Here is a 19635-nt window from a genome sequence, read left to right as displayed (position 1 = left end):
ACTCTGAAAAGCAAATTCTTACAATACTTTCAGTTCCAAATCAATGGTTTTTCCAAAGAATTTCTTTGATATTTTTTCAAAGTTTTTGGTGATGTCTGAAAGATAAAACTGGTAAGATGGGTGGGGATTTTGCTCATTCAACAGATGATGTTTTTCTAAAATCATTTTCAGTTGATTCGCTACAATAGTTGGGGAATCGATGACCCGAACGCGGTTTCCGTAATACTGTTTGATTTCATTGAGCAAAAGCGGATAATGCGTGCAGCCCAGAATAAGCGTTTCGATGTTTTTTAGTTTACTGTTGCTCAGGTAATTGTAAATAATTGAATGCGTAATCGGATGATTTCTAAAACCTTCTTCAATCGCCGGCACCAATAATGGCGTAGCCAATTCGTCAACCTTAATAAATTTATTGTGTTTACGGATTGATTTTTTGTACAATCCTGAGTTAACGGTCGCTTTCGTAGCAATCACGCCCACATTGTTGTGAATTTCGTAAGCCACTTTTTCAGCTACGGGATTAATCACATCTATAACCGGCACGCGGGAATCCACCAATACCAGGACTTCTTTTAAAGCATTTGCTGTAGCAGAATTGCAAGCGATAACCACCGCTTTGCAATTTTTATCCATCAGAAATTGAGTGATTTTAGTAGAGTATCCAACGATCGCTTCACGGGATTTTTCACCATAGGGGAGGTGCTTGGTATCTCCGAAATAAATCAAATTCTCGTTGGGCAGCAATCTTTTAATCTCTTTAGCCACGGTGAGTCCGCCCACCCCAGAGTCGAAAATCCCGATAGGTTGGTTTGCAGAAAGGTGACTGAAATCTGGTTTTTTAGTTTTCAAAGGAAGAAATTTCTGCAAAAATACGAATAAAGTGTCAAGTATAAAGCAAAAAGAAGCAGTTGGAATGATGGGCGCTGGGTGCTAGGTGCTAGGTGATGGATTGAGATTCGTGAATTACATCATTGCGCACCGACCAAATGCCACCCATAACCAATTACCTAAACAACAAACAAATCCGAGGCAATCCCATCTGCCAAAAACCAATGTTTTTCTGGAATGATTAATTGATTGTTTTGGATGATTAACATTCCGTCTTCTAATTTTGATTTGATTTCTTTTTGGAAATACGATAAAAGTTCTGTACTGAATTTTTTCTTTAAATCTTCTAAATTTACTCCCCAACTTGTTCGTAAACCAATCATCAGCATTTCATTAAATTGGTCTTTTTCGGTTAAAACTTCGGTTTCCTTGGGTAATTTATTTTGATGTAAAGAATTGATATACCGTTGATTATTGGCAATATTCCAACTTCTTTTATTTCGACCATTATAAGAATGTGCCGACGGTCCGAGGCCCAAATATTCCTGGTATTTCCAATAGGCAGAATTATGTTTGGAATGAAACCCGGGTTGCCCAAAATTAGAGATTTCATAGTGATCGAAACCTTGATCTTTTAGAAAATCGACCATAAAGAAAAATTCCTCATGCTGTTCAGCTTCTTTCGGTGCCATCATTTTTCCTTGAGAAATCCAGGCGCTCAACATTGTTTTGGGTTCTATCGTTAGCGCATAAGAGGAAACATGGGGAACTTGGAGCGCAATGGTTTTCGCTAGGTTTTGTTTCCAAATTTCAAAATTAGAACTCGGCGAACCATAAATTAAATCGATGCTGATGTTTTCAAAACCAAAATCCTGCGCGCGCTTGATCGAACTTTCGGCTTCACCCGAATTATGAGCGCGGTTCATCAATTTTAAATCTTCATCGAAAAAACTTTGCGTTCCAATCGACAAACGGTTGAAGGACGTTTTAGATAAATCTTTTAGAAAATCTTTATTCAAATCATCGGGATTGGCTTCCAGTGTAATTTCAATATCGGGATCAAAAGAAAAGTATTTTAAAACCTCATCTACTATTGATTGAAGCTCATCTACTGTAAGCAAAGAAGGCGTACCACCACCGAAATATAGGGATTGTAAATTTTTATTTTCCAGTTCGTCTTTGCGCAAATAAATTTCCTTTTTAATAGCCGCAATCATTTCTTCTTTAGCATTTAAAGAAGTTGAAAAATGAAAATTGCAGTAACTGCATTTTTGCTTGCAGAAAGGAATATGTAAATAAATCATCTTTTAAATAAGAGCCAAGGAAAAAGTAAAAAGAGCCAAAATATAATCGCAACCAATCAATGTTTATTTGTTAAAACATCTATTTTTAAAAAAGAATAAATAGACATTGCCCTTTGCTAAGTGAAACGCCTTTGCGATCGTAATTATTGAGGAGTAGTTGCGTGTAAAATCTTTGCGTTAAATAAAGACAGTTATTTACAACTGGAACTTTAATACCGATATCCTCTTTGATTGATAAAATTATCAAATTTATAACCGATGCTCAGCATAAAGCTGCTGCCAGCGTATTGTTGAATATCCGACAGTCCGAAATTATAACTTGCGCCAAAAAAGAAATTATTAACAGAAGCTTTAATCACCGGTGATAATCCTAAACTTTGATTCCCAAATTTATTATTGGCAGTTCTTAAACTCGCGCCCGCAGAAAACGAACTATCCGCTCCCGCAAAAGTTGCCATGAGGTTAAGGTCCATTAATTTTGAAGAATTCGTGTTGAAATTGACCAAGACCGAAGGCGTTACATAAAACTCTTCCGTCACATACCAGTTATAGCCCGTATTCACTAAGAATTTGGTGGGTTCTGGCTCAATTCCATTTACAATCGGGATGTCATTCGTTAAAGCGATATCGTTTACAGAAACACCCGCAAAAAAATTACGGTAAGTCACCGCCATTCCCAGGTTGGCATACACCAGAAACATCGAATCAGCATTTAAAACGGGATCACCGGGATCTTGTGGATTGAGCATGCCCAAATCGATGTTCATATTATAGAAATTCACATTCGTACCGAAGGAAAATTGGCTTTTTCGTTCGCCATCATCATCAATCGGAATAAAGTAAGCGGCTCCAGCTGAAATACCATTCGAGGAAATCGGCCCGTTCTGATCTCTAAAAAAAGACAAACCTGCTCCCACACGATCAAAAACGTTGGCATGCAACCCGATCGACTGTACATTGGGCGACTGATCGAAATTCGAAAACTGTTTCTGGTAGTTTAAATTCAACACAATATCATCGGAGTTTCCGTAGAGTGCGGGATTAAATAGGAAATCACCATTCAGCAAATACTGTTGATAATAAGGCAAAGTTTCCTGGCTTTTGTAGCTCCCCAAAAAGGCCACCACGAAAAATAACGTATATATTTTTCTCATAATAAGAATTGCGTGAATTTTCAACAAATATAAAAAAAGTTTTATGTAATTAAGATTCTGCCTAAATTTCTTTTAAACTGCAAAAGATCGAAAAATTTTACCAAAATTACACCCTACAAGGATTGGAGAAATTAGTTTTGCTGAATTTTAATTAGGCGTTAAGATTCTAAATATTTTCTCCATTTATTCAGGGCCTCATCCATATCATTAGGCATGGGGCTTTCAAAATACATTTCTTCCTTGGTTGTGGGGTGAACAAATCCGAGCGTGTGTGCGTGCAGTGCATGACGGGGCAAAATCTCGAACACATTCTTCACGAACTGTTTGTATTTCGGCATATTGATTCCTTTTAAAATCTGGTTTCCTTCATACCGTTCATCATTAAAGAGGGTATGGCCAATATGTTTAAAATGCGCCCTAATCTGATGCGTTCTGCCCGTCTCTAACTTGCATTCGACCCAAGTAATGTATCGAAATCTTTCGAGCACTTTATAGTGAGTAACCGCATGTTTACCAAAACTTTCGTCTTCGAAAACGGCCATTTGCATTCTGTTTTTTAAATGTCTGCCGATATTGCCGCGAATGGTTCCAGCCTCGTCTTCCATATTTCCCCACACGAAAGCCCAATATAATCTTTTGGTCTGCCGGTCAAAAAATTGTTTGGCCAGAAAGCTCAACGCATATTCATTTTTGGCAACGACCAAAAGTCCCGAGGTATCTTTATCAATTCTATGAACCAGACCAACGCGGTCTAAATCAGATTTTACGCCATTTTTTTCAAAATGAAAAGCCAAAGCATTGATCAGGGTACCGTCGTAATTCCCATGTCCCGGATGCACGACCATACCAGCTTCCTTGTCTAGAACCACTACATCTTCATCTTCATAAACGATATTAATGGGAATATCTTGTGGAATAATAATGTTTTCTCTCGGAGGCTTGGTCAGCAAGACCGAAATTTCATCGCCAGGTTTCACGCGGTAATTTTGTTTAACTGGCGAGCCATTTACCACCACATTCCCAGCCCGGCAGGTTTGCGAGATTTTATTTCGGGAAGAATTTTGTCGGAAATTGACCAGGAATTTATCGATTCGGATTGATTCCTGACCTTTATCCACGGTCATCGAAAGATGTTCAAACAGTCCCTCTGATTCGGTTTCGTTGGATTCGTGATTCCCTAATTCTTCGTCGTTGAAGTATTCGTGGTCTTCTGTCATTGTATTTTTGAAAGATAAAGCTCCAACTTTTCGGTTGAAGCTTTAGATTGTATCATGATTAAAAAGCTATTCAACAATAACCTTTTTAGCTTTTGGCTTTTCTTCGGTTTTTGCTGGACTCGTTTTGGGTGCTACAGCAGGCGATGTTGCCGCTTTTGGTTTCGTCTCTGTGGCTTTCGGCTTTTGTTCCGTCGACGGTTTTGAGGCTTCCGGCTTTTTTACTTCGGTTCTTGGCGCAGCAGGTTTAGGAGTTTCCGCAGGTGGCATTTCTTGCTGTTGTGGTACAGCTTCACGATAAACGGGCTCCTCATTTGTGTAATTTTCCGGTACGCTGTAATTCATTTGGATTCGATAAATAGAATTCAATTGCGAAATTTTTGCACCCATTTCAGCCGGTGTTTTTTTACTGGCCCAAATGTCGATTTGCATGCCTTGATCTCGCGCATCCATCGGAGCGGGATCCTGATAATAAACAATGTCGGAGTCATCCGCGCCACCATCTTCATGCTCCACCAAGCCGATTTCAAACAAATTTTGAGAAATAATCAATTTGGCTTGTTGCACCGTTAGTCCTACCATATTCGGGACGCTGATATTTCTTTTTGGTCCAGCCCCGATCACCAAATCAATGGTTGAAAATCTTGGCAACAAAGCACCGGGTTTTAGGGTGGATCCATTATAAATCATTCTTAACACCGCATCGCGCTGAATGCTTGGTTCGAAAATGGTGTCACCCACTTTTAAACCCACTTGTTCTAACTGTCGGAAGGCTAGACCTTTGTACCGGTCTAAAACATCAGGAACGGAAACTTGGGCGTAGGTTCTAGGATTTACTTTTAAGACAATGGTACGGCCATCTTTCACGCGTGAACCTGGAGACGGATAAATTTGCAAAACCTGAAAGGGTTTGAATTTCGGATCGAATTTAAAACTGTCTACTTCGTAACCTAAGCCAGAATCATCTAAAATTTTAATGGCGTCGTGCACCGATTTATTCATCACATTGGGCACTGCGATTTCCTTTCCGTGATTGGTATGCATTTCTAACCAACGAAATGTTAGCCAAACGGCACCCACAAAAACGGCAGACGCTACCAATATATTCACCCAGACTTTCCAATGGAAGAGCGATTTAAGCATATTTTTAAATCTTTTATTAACTGCAAATATATAAAATAATCTTTTCTGTATTTGATGAAATATTCAAACAGGAGTAAACTGCAAATTTGTTCATCTTATAATGCAATGAACGGATTAAAAGTAAAATTCTTTCCTGGTGAACCGCAAAAGAGGTAATTTTCAAATAAAATATAAAAATTAACACTGTTGCAATCCACCTTTTTCTCCGTTTTGATTAAATGTTGGACTCTTATTTTTGGTCTATCTTCTGCAGGTAAATAAATCAAAACCTTGTGGAGTTTTTTATCATTTCTTTTTTAAGTCTAAAAGTTTTTAAATAATTATCTTTGTGAGATAAAGTAAATACATGATTTTATCCATGACCGGCTTCGGGAGAAGCGAAGGAGTTTTCGAAGGTAAAAAGATCACCATCGACATTAAATCCCTCAACAGCAAATCATTCGATCTCAATATCAAGATTCCATTAAGATATAAAGAAAAAGAATTTGAAATCCGAAAACTGCTAAATGACCGGGCTTTACGCGGAAAGGTGGATTGCTATGTGAATATAGAATCGCTTAATAACGCCAATGATGTCAACATCAATCACGAGCTGGTAAAAGCCTACATGACCGAACTAAAGAAAGTTGCGGGCGATGGTCCTGACTTTGAATATCTGAAAATGGCAATCCGAATGCCCGAGGCAATTTCATCCAAAAGTGATGAACTCAGTACGGAGGAATGGGTATATTTAATCGAATTGTTGGAAGAGACCTTGACGAAATTCGAGAATTTCCGACGTATAGAAGGAGAGATTCTGCAGCAAGAACTAGAGCGGAACATTAAAAAAATAGAACGTTACCTGACTCAGGTTGAACCTTACGAAGAAATTAGAATGGAGGGCGTGAAAGAACGCTACCGAAAATCACTCAACGAATTTGATCAAATCGATGAAACCCGTTTTTATCAGGAAATGGCGTATTATACAGAGAAATTAGATATTGCCGAGGAAAAAGTGCGCCTTACCCAACATTTAAAATATTATATGGAAGTGATGGCTACTGAAAACTTCAATGGTAAAAAACTCGGTTTTATTTCCCAGGAAATCGGCCGCGAAATCAACACCTTAGGTTCCAAAGCCAATCACGCCGAAATCCAAAAACTCGTCGTCATGATGAAAGACGATCTAGAAAAAATAAAGGAACAAACGTTGAACGTGCTTTAGTTTTAAAGAGCATATACAAAGAGAGCGTAGACAAAGAGATCATAGACAAAAAGATAACAGATGAAAGATTAAAAAAAGAGAGGGTGCAAAATTTTAGACTAAGTTCTATCATCTATCCTCTATCCTCTATCAGTCTGTGATCTATCCATCTGTTCAAAAATTTAAAAATCAATGCAAAAAGTAATCATATTCTCAGCACCTTCGGGCAGTGGCAAAACAACTTTGGTTAAACATTGCCTCGACCATTTTCCACAACTGGAGTTTTCAATTTCCTGTACCACCAGACAAGCCAGAGGGGAAGAAAAAAACGGACTTGATTATCATTTCATTACCCCCGAAGAATTTCGGCAGAAAATTGAGGAAGAGGCTTTTGTAGAATTTGAAGAAGTATACACCGATAAATATTATGGCACCTTAAAAGCAGAAGTCGACCGCATTTGGGCCAGTGGCAAGGTGGTTATTTTTGATGTAGATGTTCAAGGTGGGATTTCTTTAAAAAATTATTTTGGCGACAAAGCTTTGTCGATTTTCATTATGCCACCCTCTGTTGCCGCCTTAGAATTAAGATTGATCGCCCGGGGAACAGATGATTTAGAAACCATACACACCCGCGTTGCCAAAGCAACCGAAGAAATTTCCTTCAAAAATGAATTCGACCAAATTGTGGTGAACGATATTTTGGAACAGGCCAAAAAGGAAATCGATCATCTTTTAAATCACTTTTTAGAATTATGAGAATTGCCATCATCGGTTGCGGTTGGGTAGGAGAGCGGTTGGCTAAGTTTTTAGCCGCCAAAGGGAATCATGTTATTGCCACCACCACTTCGACCGAAAAATTAACCATGCTAAAGAATGTGGCAACCGAAGTTCATTTACTGGACTTTTCGACCACCCTAAATTTCGATTTCTTAGATGCCGTTGAAGTGGCCATTTTCAGCATGCCGATTTCTAGAAATAGCTGGCATCAAGGCTTTGATCATTTAAATCAGAAATTTCCGAAAACCCTGCTTTTCAGTTCTACGGGAATTTACCCCACGCAAAGCGGCGTGTACTCTGAGGAGCATACTGCCGATTTAAGGAGCGATATTGCAAGTTCTGAAAATTTGATCCGGCATAAATATCCGCAAACCAATATTCTACGTTTTGGCGGCTTAATGGGCGATGAGCGTTCCCTTCAAAATTTTTTTAAAAACAGACTTCCAGAAAACCCCGCAAAAGCAACCAACTATATTCATTACCAAGATATTTTGGCGGCGGTCGCGCTACTGCTTCCATCAGAAATAAAAGCGGAAACCTATAACATTGTTGCACCTGAACATCCCACCATCGCTGAGGTTTTGCAGTTAGAAAATCCGGGAACAAAAGACCCGGCTTCTGCAAGTGAGCAAAGAATTGTTTCTTCGCAGAAATTCATTCAAGATTTTAATTATACATTTATACATCCCAATCCTAAATATTTTTAACCATGAGCACAGAAAATTTAGATAAAGCAAAATCAAACCTGCCCGTCCGTGGGTTTTTAAAAATAGATGACCTCGTTATTCCACAAGGTGAAGCTTTGGTGCAGGCCATTCTCGACCTGAAGAAAGAAAAAAATGCGGTCATTTTAGCGCACTATTATCAACCGCCCGCTATTCAGGATATCGCCGATTATTTGGGCGATTCGTTGCAGCTAGCGCGCGCAGCCAAAGATACAGAGGCCGATATGATCGCTTTCTGTGGCGTTCACTTTATGGCAGAAGCGGCCAAAATTCTTAACCCAACAAAAAAAGTAGTTCTTCCGGATACCCAAGCGGGTTGTTCTTTGGCAGATGGTTGCAGTGGTGAAGGTTTACGCGCCATGCGTGCGAAACATCCCGGCGCTTTAATCGCCACCTACATCAATTGCAATGCAGAAACAAAGGCAGAATCAGATATTATCGTCACCAGTTCCAATGCCGAAACCATCATTCGTTCTTTACCAGAAGACCGTCCGATTATTTTTGCACCCGATAAAAATTTAGGCGCTTATCTGATGAAAAAAACTGGACGAGATATGATTCTTTGGGACGGAACCTGTATCGTTCACGAAGCTTTTTCTATGGAAAGAATTGCTAAACAATTAGCAGAAAATCCGCAAGCAAAACTTATCGCTCACCCCGAAAGTGAAGAGGCAGTTTTGAATCTGGCTCATTATGTTGGTTCCACTTCTGGACTTCTTAATTTCGTTGAAAAAGATGATGCTCAGGAATTTATCGTGGCAACCGAAGAAGGAATTTTGCACGAAATGAGAAAGCGCGCTCCACATAAAAAACTAACTCCAGCCTTGGTTTTCGACGAAGCTTGTAACTGTTCCGAATGCTTTTACATGAAAAGAAATACCCTGGAAAAACTCTACCTCTGCATGAAATATGAATTGCCAGAAATCACCATGGACGAAGATTTACGCCTAAAAGCCTTGAAACCGATTGAAGCGATGCTGGAATTGAGTAAGACGATTAAATAATTGCAATACACTTTGTCAAAGTTTTCAGAAGCGTTTTTGTTCCTTTGACAAAGTTTTAAAATGCATTTGGGCAATCTTTTTTGCCATTCCATTTGCCACCGCTTTTTCCCCGACAAAAAAGGATTTTCCCAGCAATCCCTGTTGCGTGAGACCGTTTCTGAATAAGTGCGTGGTTGAGATTAGTAATGGAAATTATGGATAGGAGCGGACTTTAGCCCGTTTAATAAAAAAAATCATCGGCTTTAACCGAAACCTAAATTTTGGAATATAGAAGAGGAAAGATTGCTAATGGAAAAATAATTTTTTTAATGAAATATATATTTGCCTCCGGCCTCCTGCTGTTCTTCTGTATCTCTTTTGGTCAACAAAAGAAAGTGGTTGACTTCAGTAACATTAAATACATTGATGGTGTCGCCCACTTTAACACTGGTGAGAAAGTGAACGGCGCTGTAAGTAAAAAGAGAAGTTTCGGACCTTATTACGAAGGTTTAGAAAAAACATTTATTTTCGCGGACGGAATTTTAGTTTCTGAAATTTCTTATTTTACAGAGGTTCCAGAAAATATTATTTCAAAACAAGTATACTATTATCCACATACAACCCAAACCTCAAAAATGATCGTTTATCACGATAAGAAACATAAGATGATAAAAACGTATGAATTTTATGAAGATGGAAAACGAAAATCGATAGAAACAACTGAAAACGGTGCGCTAATATTTCAAAAAAATTACGATTACAAATGACTTCAAAAATAATATTCGAGAATCTAAAAATCTATGCTTATCACGGTGTTCTTCCCGAAGAAACGTTGATAGGAACGTATTATTTCTTAAACATTGAAATTCATGCCGATCTTTGGAAAGCCGTGGGAACTGATGATTTAAACGATACGATCAACTACGCTGAAATCAACGAAATCATTCATCACGAAATGAAAACACCCTCAAAACTGATGGAGCACGTAGCGGGTAGAATTTTAAAACAGATCAAATTAAAATTTACACCGGTTACTTTTATTAAAATCAGAATCACCAAAACAAATCCACCCATGACGGGCGAAATGCACGGCGTAAGTGTGGAAATTGAAATGTAGTTTTAAAAAAGATAAAAAAGTATTTCGTGTATTCGTGGCTGATAAATTTGCCAAGAATACACGAATTTTTATGACCAAAAAAAAATTGTGAAATATTTGAAAAAATTAGCGCCGTTTGTCTTTACAAAAAATGACCTAAAATCCTTAACTTTGACCTTTTAATAAAGTCAGAATTTCTATGAAATATATTATCTTGTCCTTACTCTCAGCCGTCTTGCTGAGTATTTCTTGGCCGACTTACGGCATTCCTTTTTTTATATTTTTCGCACTCGTTCCCCTGCTCATCATTGAACATGATATTTCTAAATTTTCTAAAATCAAACGTAAGGGCTGGGCCATTTTCGGCTTTACGTACCTAAGTTTTTTAATTTGGAATATCGTTACCACGGGCTGGCTGTACGGTGCAAAAAACCCCGATGGCACCCATTCTTTATTTGCAGTCGTAGTTCCAGTTTTATTTAATTCCCTTTTTTACGCCTTTGTTTTTCAGTGTTACCATTGGTACAAAAACGCGCAGGGAACCTATTTTGGACTGGTATTTTTCGTTGCCATTTGGATGGTTTGGGAAAAACTTCATTTGAGCTGGGAACTCACTTGGCCTTGGTTAAATCTTGGGAATGTCTTCGCAGATTACCCACAACTGATTCAGTGGTACGATACGCTGGGTTCTACCGGCGGAAGTTTCTGGATTCTGCTGGTCAATGTGTACGCGTTTTATACGCTCCGAATCTGGGAAGCGGGTCGAAAAAGAAAACCGCTCATCATCAATACGCTCATTCTATTGGGTGGTATTGGTTTACCCATGCTCATTTCCGCTCAGCAATACCAGCGTTTTGATTTAAAACCAACAGGTTCGGTTAAGGTGTTAATGCTGCAACCGGAACTTGATCCTTATACCGAGAAATATTCAAAAGACAGTTTAACCATTTTGAATGATTTACTGACTTTAGCCGACGAAAATTCGAAAGGACAAATCGATTATTACCTCGGGCCCGAAACATCACTGCCTGGCTTTGGTTCCATTTCAGAAACCGGTTTCGAGCAAAGTGAACTTTTAAATAAAGTCAAAGGATTTTTAACCCAACATCCGAAATCAGTATTTGCCACGGGCATTTCTTCTCATCGCTTTTATCCCAATGAAAAGGAGAAATCAAAAACCGCCTATCAAACCGCACAGGGAATATATGTAGACAGTTATAATTCGGCCGTTCAAATTATTCCCAATCAAAAAATAGAAGTCTACCACAAAGGAAAACTCGTACCCGGTGTCGAGATTTTCCCGTACATGACTTTTTTGAAACCACTGCTCGGTGATGCCATGTTGAATCTGGGTGGGACTACTGCTTCTCTTGGCATTGATGAGGAAAGGAAAGTGTTCAGCAACCCCTTCAACCAAGGAAAAATGGCGCCGATTATTTGTTACGAAAGCATTTACGGCGAATTCGTTACCGATTATGTAAAAAAAGGAGCCAATTTTTTGGGGATCATGACCAATGACTCTTGGTGGGGAGAAACGCAAGGACATGAGCAGCTCATGGCTTATGCCAGAATGCGCGCTATAGAAACCCGCCGGGAAATTGCACGGTCAGCCAACAGCGGTATTTCTGCGCATATTGATGCCCGAGGCGACGTGGTAGCCGACACTTTTTACGGCGACAAAACAACCTTGTTTGCAAATGTCAATTTATACGAGCATCAGACTTTTTACACCCGTGCCGGCGACTTATTATCCCGTTTGTCTCTTTTTGTCTGGGGCTTTTTAATCGTTTATATGTTAATTAAAAAATACCAAAACAGAAAACCAGCCGCACCGATGAAAAAAATTGTGATTAAAAGACCATAGAATATTACAGTGAAAGGGAGTTAGGTACATTCTGATGAAAGGCAGTTAAGAAAATTGCAACGATTCAACCACTCCATCACACCAATACTCCGTCACCAAACACGACCCAACAATTTCACCCGCAAGCCGTTTTCTTCTTAAAAATTTACATAAATTTGAATGCTAATTATTTCTCTTTAAAAAAAACATCAATCATAAAGTATGGATCCAATTTTTGACCTTATTGAACAAGAAAGACAAAGACAAACACATGGCATTGAGCTGATTGCTTCTGAAAATTTTGTTTCAGAGAATGTGATGAAAGCCGTGGGCAGTGTGCTCACCAACAAATACGCAGAAGGCTATCCTGGCCGCAGATATTACGGCGGTTGCGAAGTGGTAGATGAGGTGGAAACTTTAGCCATCGAAAGAGCGAAAGAGTTATTTGGGGTGGCGTATGCCAATGTGCAGCCACATTCTGGCTCGCAGGCCAATGCTGCTATTTATCTTTCCATTTTAAAACCGGGCGACAAAATTTTAGGTTTGGATTTATCAATGGGCGGGCATTTAACCCATGGGTCTTTCGTGAACTTTTCGGGTATTCAGTACCAAGCCAATTTCTATGGTGTTGATCGCGAAAGTGGCTTAATCGACTACGAAGCCATGCGCCAGAAAGCCTTAGAAGTTAAACCTAAAATGATGATTGCAGGATATTCTGCCTATTCCAGAGATTTAGATTTTCAGAAGTTCCGTGAGGTGGCAGATGAAGTAGGAGCCACTTTATGGGCAGATATCGCCCATCCAGCGGGCTTAATCGCCAAAGGACTCTTGAGTTCTCCTTTCGAACATTGTCATGTGGTGACAACCACCACGCATAAAACCTTGCGTGGACCAAGAGGTGGACTGATTATGATGGGTAAAGATTTTGAAAATACCTACGGACATAAAACTCCAAAAGGAGAAACCAAAATGATGAGTCAGGTGATCGACAGTTCTGTCTTTCCTGGTATTCAGGGTGGCCCGCTGGAACATGTAATTGCCGGAAAAGCAGTGGCCTTTGCAGAAGCGATTGATCAGAAATTTGAAATCTACGCGAAACAAGTCGTTGCCAATGCCCGCGCTTTGGCAAAAGCCATGATGACGCTAGGATTTGATATCGTGAGTGGCGGTACAGATAACCATCTGATGTTGGTGGATCTGCGAAATAAAAATGTAAACGGGAAAGAAACCGAAAAAGCCTTGGTAAAAGCAGATATTACTTGTAATAAAAACATGGTTCCATTTGATGATAAATCAGCGTTTACCACTTCGGGAATACGGCTTGGGACTGCTGCCATTACCACCAGAGGGTTAAAAGAACAGGATATGGAAGTGCTCGCTGGCTTAATTAATGACGTGGTCATCAACATCAACGATGATCATAAAATTGCTGAAGTCCGTAAAAAAGTAAACCAAATGATGGAAGGGAAGGCCTTGTTTAATTATTAAACGAAGGAACTATTGAACGAATAAAAGACCGATAAAGCACTTCTATAATCACTTACAAATCAAATTCATTGCCCCAATCCACGGCCCTGAATTTGATTTTTTGTTATTTTTGCAACCAACTACCACCTAATCCCTATTCAAAACTGTGGAACACAAATCCTACACTTTTCTGGAAATCAAGCAAAAGCTCGTCAATTACTGCGTGTACCAGGATCGCTGTCATCAGGAAGTAGCGCAGAAAATGCGGGATTTTTTATTGATTCCCGAGGCCAAAGATGAAATCTTACTTTATTTGATGAAAGAAAATTATTTAAATGAAGAGCGTTTTGCCCGCAGTTATATCCGTGGAAAATTTTATATGAAATCCTGGGGGCGCAATAAAATACGAAATCATTTAAAATTCAAGGGAGTGCCAGAAAAACTCATCAACTCTTGTTTTAATGAAATTGATGAAGAGGACTACCAAAAGACTTTGACAAAATTGTATCACAATTATTACGAAAAAATAAAAGGAGCGCAAGAGTATCAGAAAAAATCAAAAACGATTACCTATTTATTGTCAAAGGGTTTCGAATATGAAGAAATCACCCAAGTGATCAAAACGCTGGGAGGGGAGTAATCGCTATTCCCCGCATCATCCCATCACCCATCACCTCATCATCCCATCAAAATGATTTGTTTTTTTGGAGAGATTTCTAATTTGAATCGTATAATTTGGTACACTTCTAAAAGGGATTTGAAAAAAAATGAGTATAATTAAAATATTTTTAATTAATTTGCACAACGATTAACATAATAAAGTGCATCACAATCGGTTAAATGATATGAAGAAAATTAATACACTTATTGCAGTTTTCCTTTTAATCATGGTGAACGGGCAAAAATTCAAATACGGCCTTACGGGTAATTTCCATAAAGGCTCGATTGTGGGCGTGCACGATGTTTCCAAAGGAGCTTATGGTGGCTCACTCGGAGCTTTTGCGCAATGGTCGCTCGTGGAAAATGATGTTTTCGATTCGGCATGGTTGTATATTACACCGCAAATCGAATACAGCATGCAGGGGGAAGTAGCGAAAGCAGAACAAGAAATCTTCGGCGTTCAAAAATTTCATCATGATTATGTTGCCCTTCAAGTCTATATGAAATGGTTTTTTCACCAGGGAAATATGAAAAGAGACTTATTTTTGTTTGCCGGCCCTCGAATCGAATATTTGGTGCGAGAAAAACGCCAGGTAAACCCTGCTTACGATTTAGCGTATTACAAATATAATGGCGATGATGAAGTTAAGAAATTTGGGTACGGAATTTCTTTTGGTACTGGATTAAAAGTTAATCAGCACTTTGAAGCCTTCTTAAGATACGATCGCGGATTTAGTAAAGTATATCCAAACAACGTCAACAGAAATACGTATAATCGACTCCTGGCGCTAGGGCTCAATTATTATTTTGATGAAAACTGGTGGTAATAAAATGGAAATAGGTTAAGATTACGACCACCCTAATTATCTTTATCTTTGTAATCTTAAAATAAAAAAATGAAAAAATACGTTCTTGTATTTGCTTTAATAATTCCACTGCTCCTTTTGTTTTCTTGTAAACCAAAGAAAAATATCGTTTACTTCTCGAATAATAATTTCGACCAAGAGGTTTCTCAGGCCAAATATGCTGGCTTGCATATTCAGGAAGGTGATCAGCTCCAAATTTTAGTTACCGGTTTTGATGAAATGCTGGTACGCCCCTTTAACCGATCTACCATGGCGGCAACAGCAGCATCTGGTCGCGGAGTAACTGCTACCAATACCGCTGCCACCGCGAGTGAATATATCGTAGGTTCCGAGGGAAGTATTGTTTTTCCCGTCCTGGGATCCATCTATTGCAAGGGAATGACCAAACAACAGTTAAAAGAGGATTTAGAAAGTCGCCTCAAAAGGTATTTAACCGATCCCATGGTTACCATTACCTTGTCAAACTTTAGCATCAGTGTCTTGGGGGAGGTCAAAAGTCCCGGCCAAAAAAGCAGTACAAGCGAAAAATTAAATATTTTTCAAGCCATCTCATTGGCAGGTGATTTAACCTACGATGCCAACAGAACCAATATTAAATTAATTAGAACCTCTGAAACTTCGGGGAAAGATGAAGTGATTTCCTTAGACCTTTCAGAAGCATCTATTGTGAACTCACCCTATTATTTCCTCCAGCAAAACGACATACTCTATATCGAGCCCGACCGCAATAAACAAGTGGCCATCAACAATGATTCTGCCACGGATAAGTGGATTAAATATGGTGGTGTTGGTTTAGGATTACTCACGCTGATTCTTACGTTAACCCGAAAATAATGGCAATGGAACTTTTAGAAAATTCGGTGCCCGTACAGCGCGCTAAGCCCCTTAACATTAAAAAAGAAATTGGAAGATACCTTAAAAAGTGGCCGTGGTTTTTGCTGAGTCTCCTTTTGTTTTACACCGCTGCCAAAATTTATCTGCGCTATGCCCAACCGCAATTTTACACGAAAACCTCTTTAAAACTCCAGGAATCCAAAGGAAAATCTACTGCGTTGAGCGATTTGAAGAATTTGGGAATGGGGGTCAGTGGAGACAATGAATTGCAGGGTGAAACCACCGTCATTATCTCAAAACCCATCCTTACCAAAGTGGTTCAGAATTTAAACCTGGATGTCACCTTCTTCAGTCAGGGAACCATTAAAGAAGTAGAACTTTACTCAGATTCGCCACTAACCGGAAAAATAGTAAAACTAAGCAAACCGGATACTTTTAACAGTGCAGCTTTTATTATTACTCCTGTGGGAAAGAATTCTTATCGCTTGTCCGATTCCAATACAATCTACCGATTTGGCCTGCCCGCAGAGATTTCCCTGGGTACGATTCTACTCGATGCAAAACCCGGCGTGGTTCTTTCAAGTCCCCTCAAAGTTGTTTTTAGAAATACCAAAATGGTGGTCAATAACTTAGAGGGAAGCATCAATGTCTCGCTTCCTGAGAACAAAGGACTTTTAATGGAACTTTCTGTTATTGGCCCAGTGCCCAAAAAATCAGAAGATATCCTCAATGAAGTCAGCAGCCAGTATATCATCGATGGGATTAATGATAAAAACGAAGAAGCCCAAAACACGCAAAAATTCATCAATGACCGTTTAGAAATTATTACCAATGATCTGTCAGGTATTGAAGGGGAGAAGGAGCAATTTAAAAAAGCCAATCAAATCACCAACTTAGAAGCTCAAGCAGCGCAGGCGCTTCAAAAGTCGAGTGAAAATACGAAAGCCATACTCACCCAGTCCATGCAGTTGGATTTGGTGAATTCCATCTATGCTTCTAGCGCAGGTGATCAGCTTTTGCCTACGGGTATGGGCTTGCCAGCAGGCGCAGAAAATAATATTGCGGAATACAACAACCTCTTACTCACCCGCAACAGAGCACTGAAACAAGCGACCGGCGAGAATCCCGCGGTCGTCGAAATGAATAAGCAGATTGCCAATCTCAAAAGCCTCATTCGCAAAAACTTGGTAGAAGCCCGCGAAACCTTGCAGCTTCAATTGGGGCAAGCCAATGCCCAACTGACCCTCGCCAAAGGTGACATCAACAAATACCCCACGCAAGAGAAAGTTTTTCGCAGCATTGATCGGCAGCAAACCCTGAAAGAGCAATTGTATCTTTATTTGTTACAGAAAAGAGAAGAAAACGCCATCACCCTGGCGGTGACTGCACCCAAGGCAAAAATTGTAAATCCCGCTTTTACCACCGGAATTGTAAAGCCCAATTATCAGCAAATCATTTATGGATCGCTCGTGGTGGGCTTCGTACTCCCTTTGCTTTTGTTCATGGGAATTCAGGTTTTAGACACCAAGGTTCACACCAAACAACATATTATTGCCCATTCACCAGATGCCTCTGTCATCGCAGAAATCCCTGTGAATACCGATGATAACCCCATGGTGAATCCCAATGATTTTTCGGTCTTTGCAGAGTCGTTCCGAATTTTAGGCTCCAACCTTAAGTTTTTACTCAAAGCAAAAAGCGTCGGCAATGGGGCGACCATTCTCATTACCTCTTCGGTAAAAGGTGAAGGTAAAACCACGATTTCCATGAATACTGCGCTGACTTTAGCCGGGCAAAGCTCGGTGATTATCATCGGGGCCGATATTAGAAATCCACAACTGCACCGTTTTATAAAGGGTGAAAATGTAGGACTCACCGATTATTTGGTCTCCAATGATACCGTTCCCGATCGGTTCATTATTAAATCTGGTATTAATGAGCAACTCGATGTCTTGTTTAGTGGTCAGATCGCACCCAACCCGAATGATTTATTAGACATGGCGAAATTTGATGAGATGATCGCCTATCTGAAAACCAAATATGATTATATTGTTTTAGATTCCGCGCCAGTGATGCTGGTGAGTGATACCCTGCACCTGGTCGAAAATTCAGATGTGGTGCTCTACGTCGTAAAATCAGATTTTACCGAGAAAGAAATGGTTGATTTTGCCACCGGCTTCCGAAAAGAAAATATGATCCAGAATATGGCCTTCATCCTCAACAGTGTGAAAGCCGAAAACACCCGCTACGGAAAAAAATATGGCTACGGCTATTACTCCTACACCCATCATGAAAAACCCGTTTGGTGGAAGAGGTTTTTCTAAGCAGGCAAGCAGCAATCCAGAAATGAAGTAGCAAAAAAGCGCTTACACCAGTAGCCAATGGTTCACCGGTTTGCGCTTTCAGAAGTTCACAATAATAACCATGTCAAAAGAAACCCAACCCACGTATTTTATCCATTCCAAGCAATCGGTCTTTTCGCTGAACCTCAAAGAAGTTTGGGCCTATCGGGATTTATTATTGATGCTGGTCAAAAAAGACTTTATCACCTTTTACAAGCAAACCATTTTAGGGCCGCTCTGGTTTATAGTGCAGCCTTTATTGACCACGGCGATTTACATCATCCTCTTTGGGAATATTGCCAAACTGTCTACGGATGGGGTACCACAGGTATTATTTTACCTCTCCGGAATTACGGTCTGGAATTACTTCTCAGAGAGTTTAACCAAAACCTCCAATGTTTTTACAGCCAATGCCGGAATGTTTGGCAAGGTCTATTTTCCGCGCCTCATTATGCCGTTGTCGATTGTAGCCTCTTCCCTCATGAAGTTTGCCGTACAGTTCGCGATTTTCGCGGCAGTACTTTTGTATTTCGTTATTTTTACCAATGAAGTTCAGCCCAATATTTGGATCTTGTTCACCCCTGTTTTAATGGTGTTAATGGCGATGTTTGCGCTGGGCATGGGCATGATTTTCTCGTCACTAACCACCAAATACAAAGACCTTACTTTTCTTTTAACCTTTGGTGTTCAGTTGTTTATGTACATCACGCCCGTTGTTTATCCCATTTCGGCCTTACCCGAGAAGTTTCGGTTTCTGGTCTATATGAATCCGCTCTCCTCCATTTTTGAATGCTTCCGCTACGCCTTTTTGGGTTCCGGCAGTTTTGATTTCATGAGTATTGTCTGGAGCAGCATCTTCATCACCTTCATACTCATCATCGGCACTGTGATTTTCAACAAAGTAGAAAAGAGTTTTATGGATACGGTTTAGGAGAGGGTAGAGCCAAGATCTCCCGCTCACCAATCCTCATTGCGAGCGCAGCGCAGCAAAATGAAACAATCTCCCTCAAAAATCGGCATTGCGAGAGCAGCGCAGCGAAACGAAGCAATCCCATTCTATTTACACAAAAAATAAATCCACCATCTCACTTCATTAAAAACCCACTTAGGAGCTCTTTACAAACAATTTCCTACAGACTCCCGCAGCAGCTAAGCTGCAGGCAACAAGTGCCACCCATCGAAACTATAGCATTGACTTAGGAGCTATTTGCGTTAA

Annotated in this window: 18 protein-coding genes; 13 read left to right on the top strand and 5 right to left on the bottom strand. The window is 39.8% G+C overall.

The window, feature by feature from the left end:
- Positions 1-18: 18 nt before the first annotated feature.
- The 5 genes from murI to QWY78_RS11920 all read right to left on the bottom strand — a co-directional run bounded on the left by murI (position 19) and on the right by QWY78_RS11920 (position 5643).
- Positions 19-849 carry a glutamate racemase gene (gene murI / locus QWY78_RS11940; RefSeq protein WP_290220102.1) on the bottom strand — a complete coding sequence of 277 codons (831 nt, stop codon included), beginning with the start codon at positions 847-849 and terminating at the stop codon, positions 19-21.
- A 158-nt stretch (positions 850-1007) separates the two neighbouring features.
- A complete protein-coding gene (gene hemW, locus QWY78_RS11935; protein ID WP_290220100.1) occupies positions 1008-2132 on the bottom strand; it encodes a radical SAM family heme chaperone HemW in 1125 nt (374 codons plus the stop codon).
- A 209-nt stretch (positions 2133-2341) separates the two neighbouring features.
- Positions 2342-3286, bottom strand: coding sequence for a PorP/SprF family type IX secretion system membrane protein (locus tag QWY78_RS11930; RefSeq protein WP_290220097.1), 945 nt, complete (start codon positions 3284-3286; stop codon positions 2342-2344).
- Between the two features lie 158 nt (positions 3287-3444).
- Positions 3445-4410, bottom strand: a complete 966-nt coding sequence (locus QWY78_RS11925; RefSeq protein WP_435389070.1) for an RluA family pseudouridine synthase — start codon at positions 4408-4410, stop codon at positions 3445-3447.
- Between the two features lie 159 nt (positions 4411-4569).
- A complete protein-coding gene (locus tag QWY78_RS11920; RefSeq protein ID WP_290220094.1) occupies positions 4570-5643 on the bottom strand; it encodes a PASTA domain-containing protein in 1074 nt (357 codons plus the stop codon).
- A 346-nt stretch (positions 5644-5989) separates the two neighbouring features.
- Here QWY78_RS11920 and QWY78_RS11915 point away from each other — a divergent pair, with 346 nt between their 5' ends.
- The 13 genes from QWY78_RS11915 (at position 5990) to QWY78_RS11855 (ending at position 19350) form a co-directional block, all read left to right on the top strand.
- Positions 5990-6847, top strand: a complete 858-nt coding sequence (locus tag QWY78_RS11915; RefSeq protein WP_290220093.1) for a YicC/YloC family endoribonuclease — start codon at positions 5990-5992, stop codon at positions 6845-6847.
- Between the two features lie 171 nt (positions 6848-7018).
- The gene (gmk, locus tag QWY78_RS11910; protein ID WP_290220092.1) at positions 7019-7582 is read left to right on the top strand and encodes a guanylate kinase; all 564 of its coding nucleotides are present in this window, start codon (positions 7019-7021) and stop codon (positions 7580-7582) included.
- Positions 7579-8310 (top strand): NAD(P)-binding domain-containing protein, encoded by a 732-nt coding sequence (locus tag QWY78_RS11905; RefSeq protein WP_290220090.1) that lies wholly within the window; start codon positions 7579-7581, stop codon positions 8308-8310. The genes gmk and QWY78_RS11905 overlap by 4 nt, the downstream gene beginning before the upstream one ends.
- A gap of 2 nt (positions 8311-8312) precedes the next feature.
- Entirely contained in the window at positions 8313-9332 is a 1020-nt protein-coding gene (nadA, locus tag QWY78_RS11900) for a quinolinate synthase NadA (protein WP_290220088.1), read from the top strand.
- Between the two features lie 308 nt (positions 9333-9640).
- A complete protein-coding gene (locus tag QWY78_RS11895; protein WP_290220086.1) occupies positions 9641-10078 on the top strand; it encodes a hypothetical protein in 438 nt (145 codons plus the stop codon).
- Positions 10075-10428, top strand: a complete 354-nt coding sequence (folB, locus tag QWY78_RS11890) for a dihydroneopterin aldolase (protein WP_290220085.1) — start codon at positions 10075-10077, stop codon at positions 10426-10428. The genes QWY78_RS11895 and folB overlap by 4 nt, the downstream gene beginning before the upstream one ends.
- Before the next feature lie 178 nt (positions 10429-10606).
- On the top strand, positions 10607-12271 hold the full coding sequence (gene lnt / locus QWY78_RS11885; protein ID WP_290220083.1) for an apolipoprotein N-acyltransferase: 1665 nt from the start codon (positions 10607-10609) through the stop codon (positions 12269-12271).
- Positions 12272-12472: 201 nt separating this feature from the next.
- A complete protein-coding gene (glyA, locus tag QWY78_RS11880; protein WP_290220081.1) occupies positions 12473-13738 on the top strand; it encodes a serine hydroxymethyltransferase in 1266 nt (421 codons plus the stop codon).
- A 145-nt stretch (positions 13739-13883) separates the two neighbouring features.
- Positions 13884-14357 (top strand): regulatory protein RecX, encoded by a 474-nt coding sequence (locus tag QWY78_RS11875; RefSeq protein ID WP_290220079.1) that lies wholly within the window; start codon positions 13884-13886, stop codon positions 14355-14357.
- A gap of 205 nt (positions 14358-14562) precedes the next feature.
- Positions 14563-15204 carry an outer membrane beta-barrel protein gene (locus tag QWY78_RS11870; RefSeq protein WP_290220077.1) on the top strand — a complete coding sequence of 214 codons (642 nt, stop codon included), beginning with the start codon at positions 14563-14565 and terminating at the stop codon, positions 15202-15204.
- A 69-nt stretch (positions 15205-15273) separates the two neighbouring features.
- Positions 15274-16077, top strand: coding sequence for a polysaccharide biosynthesis/export family protein (locus QWY78_RS11865; RefSeq protein WP_290220075.1), 804 nt, complete (start codon positions 15274-15276; stop codon positions 16075-16077).
- A 5-nt stretch (positions 16078-16082) separates the two neighbouring features.
- The gene (locus QWY78_RS11860; RefSeq protein WP_290220072.1) at positions 16083-18401 is read left to right on the top strand and encodes a GumC family protein; all 2319 of its coding nucleotides are present in this window, start codon (positions 16083-16085) and stop codon (positions 18399-18401) included.
- Between the two features lie 100 nt (positions 18402-18501).
- Complete coding sequence (locus QWY78_RS11855) at positions 18502-19350, top strand: ABC transporter permease (RefSeq protein ID WP_290220070.1); 849 nt, start codon at positions 18502-18504, stop codon at positions 19348-19350.
- Positions 19351-19635: the final 285 nt, after the last annotated feature.

It is taken from the genome of Kaistella yonginensis (assembly GCF_030409525.1).
Taxonomy (GTDB): domain Bacteria; phylum Bacteroidota; class Bacteroidia; order Flavobacteriales; family Weeksellaceae; genus Kaistella; species Kaistella yonginensis.
This window is presented reverse-complemented; position numbering and strand designations above follow the sequence as displayed.

Bases quoted from the DNA above. Each gene is read 5' to 3' on its own strand.
- QWY78_RS11895 (WP_290220086.1), top strand. From the start codon at position 9,641: ATGAAATATATATTTGCCTCCGGCCTCCTGCTGTTCTTCTGTATCTCT.
- hemW (WP_290220100.1), bottom strand. From the start codon at position 2,132: ATGATTTATTTACATATTCCTTTCTGCAAGCAAAAATGCAGTTACTGC.
- QWY78_RS11860 (WP_290220072.1), top strand. From the start codon at position 16,083: ATGGAACTTTTAGAAAATTCGGTGCCCGTACAGCGCGCTAAGCCCCTT.
- QWY78_RS11920 (WP_290220094.1), bottom strand. From the start codon at position 5,643: ATGCTTAAATCGCTCTTCCATTGGAAAGTCTGGGTGAATATATTGGTA.
- QWY78_RS11915 (WP_290220093.1), top strand. From the start codon at position 5,990: ATGATTTTATCCATGACCGGCTTCGGGAGAAGCGAAGGAGTTTTCGAA.
- nadA (WP_290220088.1), top strand. From the start codon at position 8,313: ATGAGCACAGAAAATTTAGATAAAGCAAAATCAAACCTGCCCGTCCGT.
- QWY78_RS11925 (WP_435389070.1), bottom strand. From the start codon at position 4,410: ATGACCGTGGATAAAGGTCAGGAATCAATCCGAATCGATAAATTCCTG.
- QWY78_RS11855 (WP_290220070.1), top strand. From the start codon at position 18,502: ATGTCAAAAGAAACCCAACCCACGTATTTTATCCATTCCAAGCAATCG.
- QWY78_RS11870 (WP_290220077.1), top strand. From the start codon at position 14,563: ATGAAGAAAATTAATACACTTATTGCAGTTTTCCTTTTAATCATGGTG.
- glyA (WP_290220081.1), top strand. From the start codon at position 12,473: ATGGATCCAATTTTTGACCTTATTGAACAAGAAAGACAAAGACAAACA.
- QWY78_RS11865 (WP_290220075.1), top strand. From the start codon at position 15,274: ATGAAAAAATACGTTCTTGTATTTGCTTTAATAATTCCACTGCTCCTT.
- folB (WP_290220085.1), top strand. From the start codon at position 10,075: ATGACTTCAAAAATAATATTCGAGAATCTAAAAATCTATGCTTATCAC.
- lnt (WP_290220083.1), top strand. From the start codon at position 10,607: ATGAAATATATTATCTTGTCCTTACTCTCAGCCGTCTTGCTGAGTATT.
- QWY78_RS11905 (WP_290220090.1), top strand. From the start codon at position 7,579: ATGAGAATTGCCATCATCGGTTGCGGTTGGGTAGGAGAGCGGTTGGCT.
- QWY78_RS11930 (WP_290220097.1), bottom strand. From the start codon at position 3,286: ATGAGAAAAATATATACGTTATTTTTCGTGGTGGCCTTTTTGGGGAGC.
- gmk (WP_290220092.1), top strand. From the start codon at position 7,019: ATGCAAAAAGTAATCATATTCTCAGCACCTTCGGGCAGTGGCAAAACA.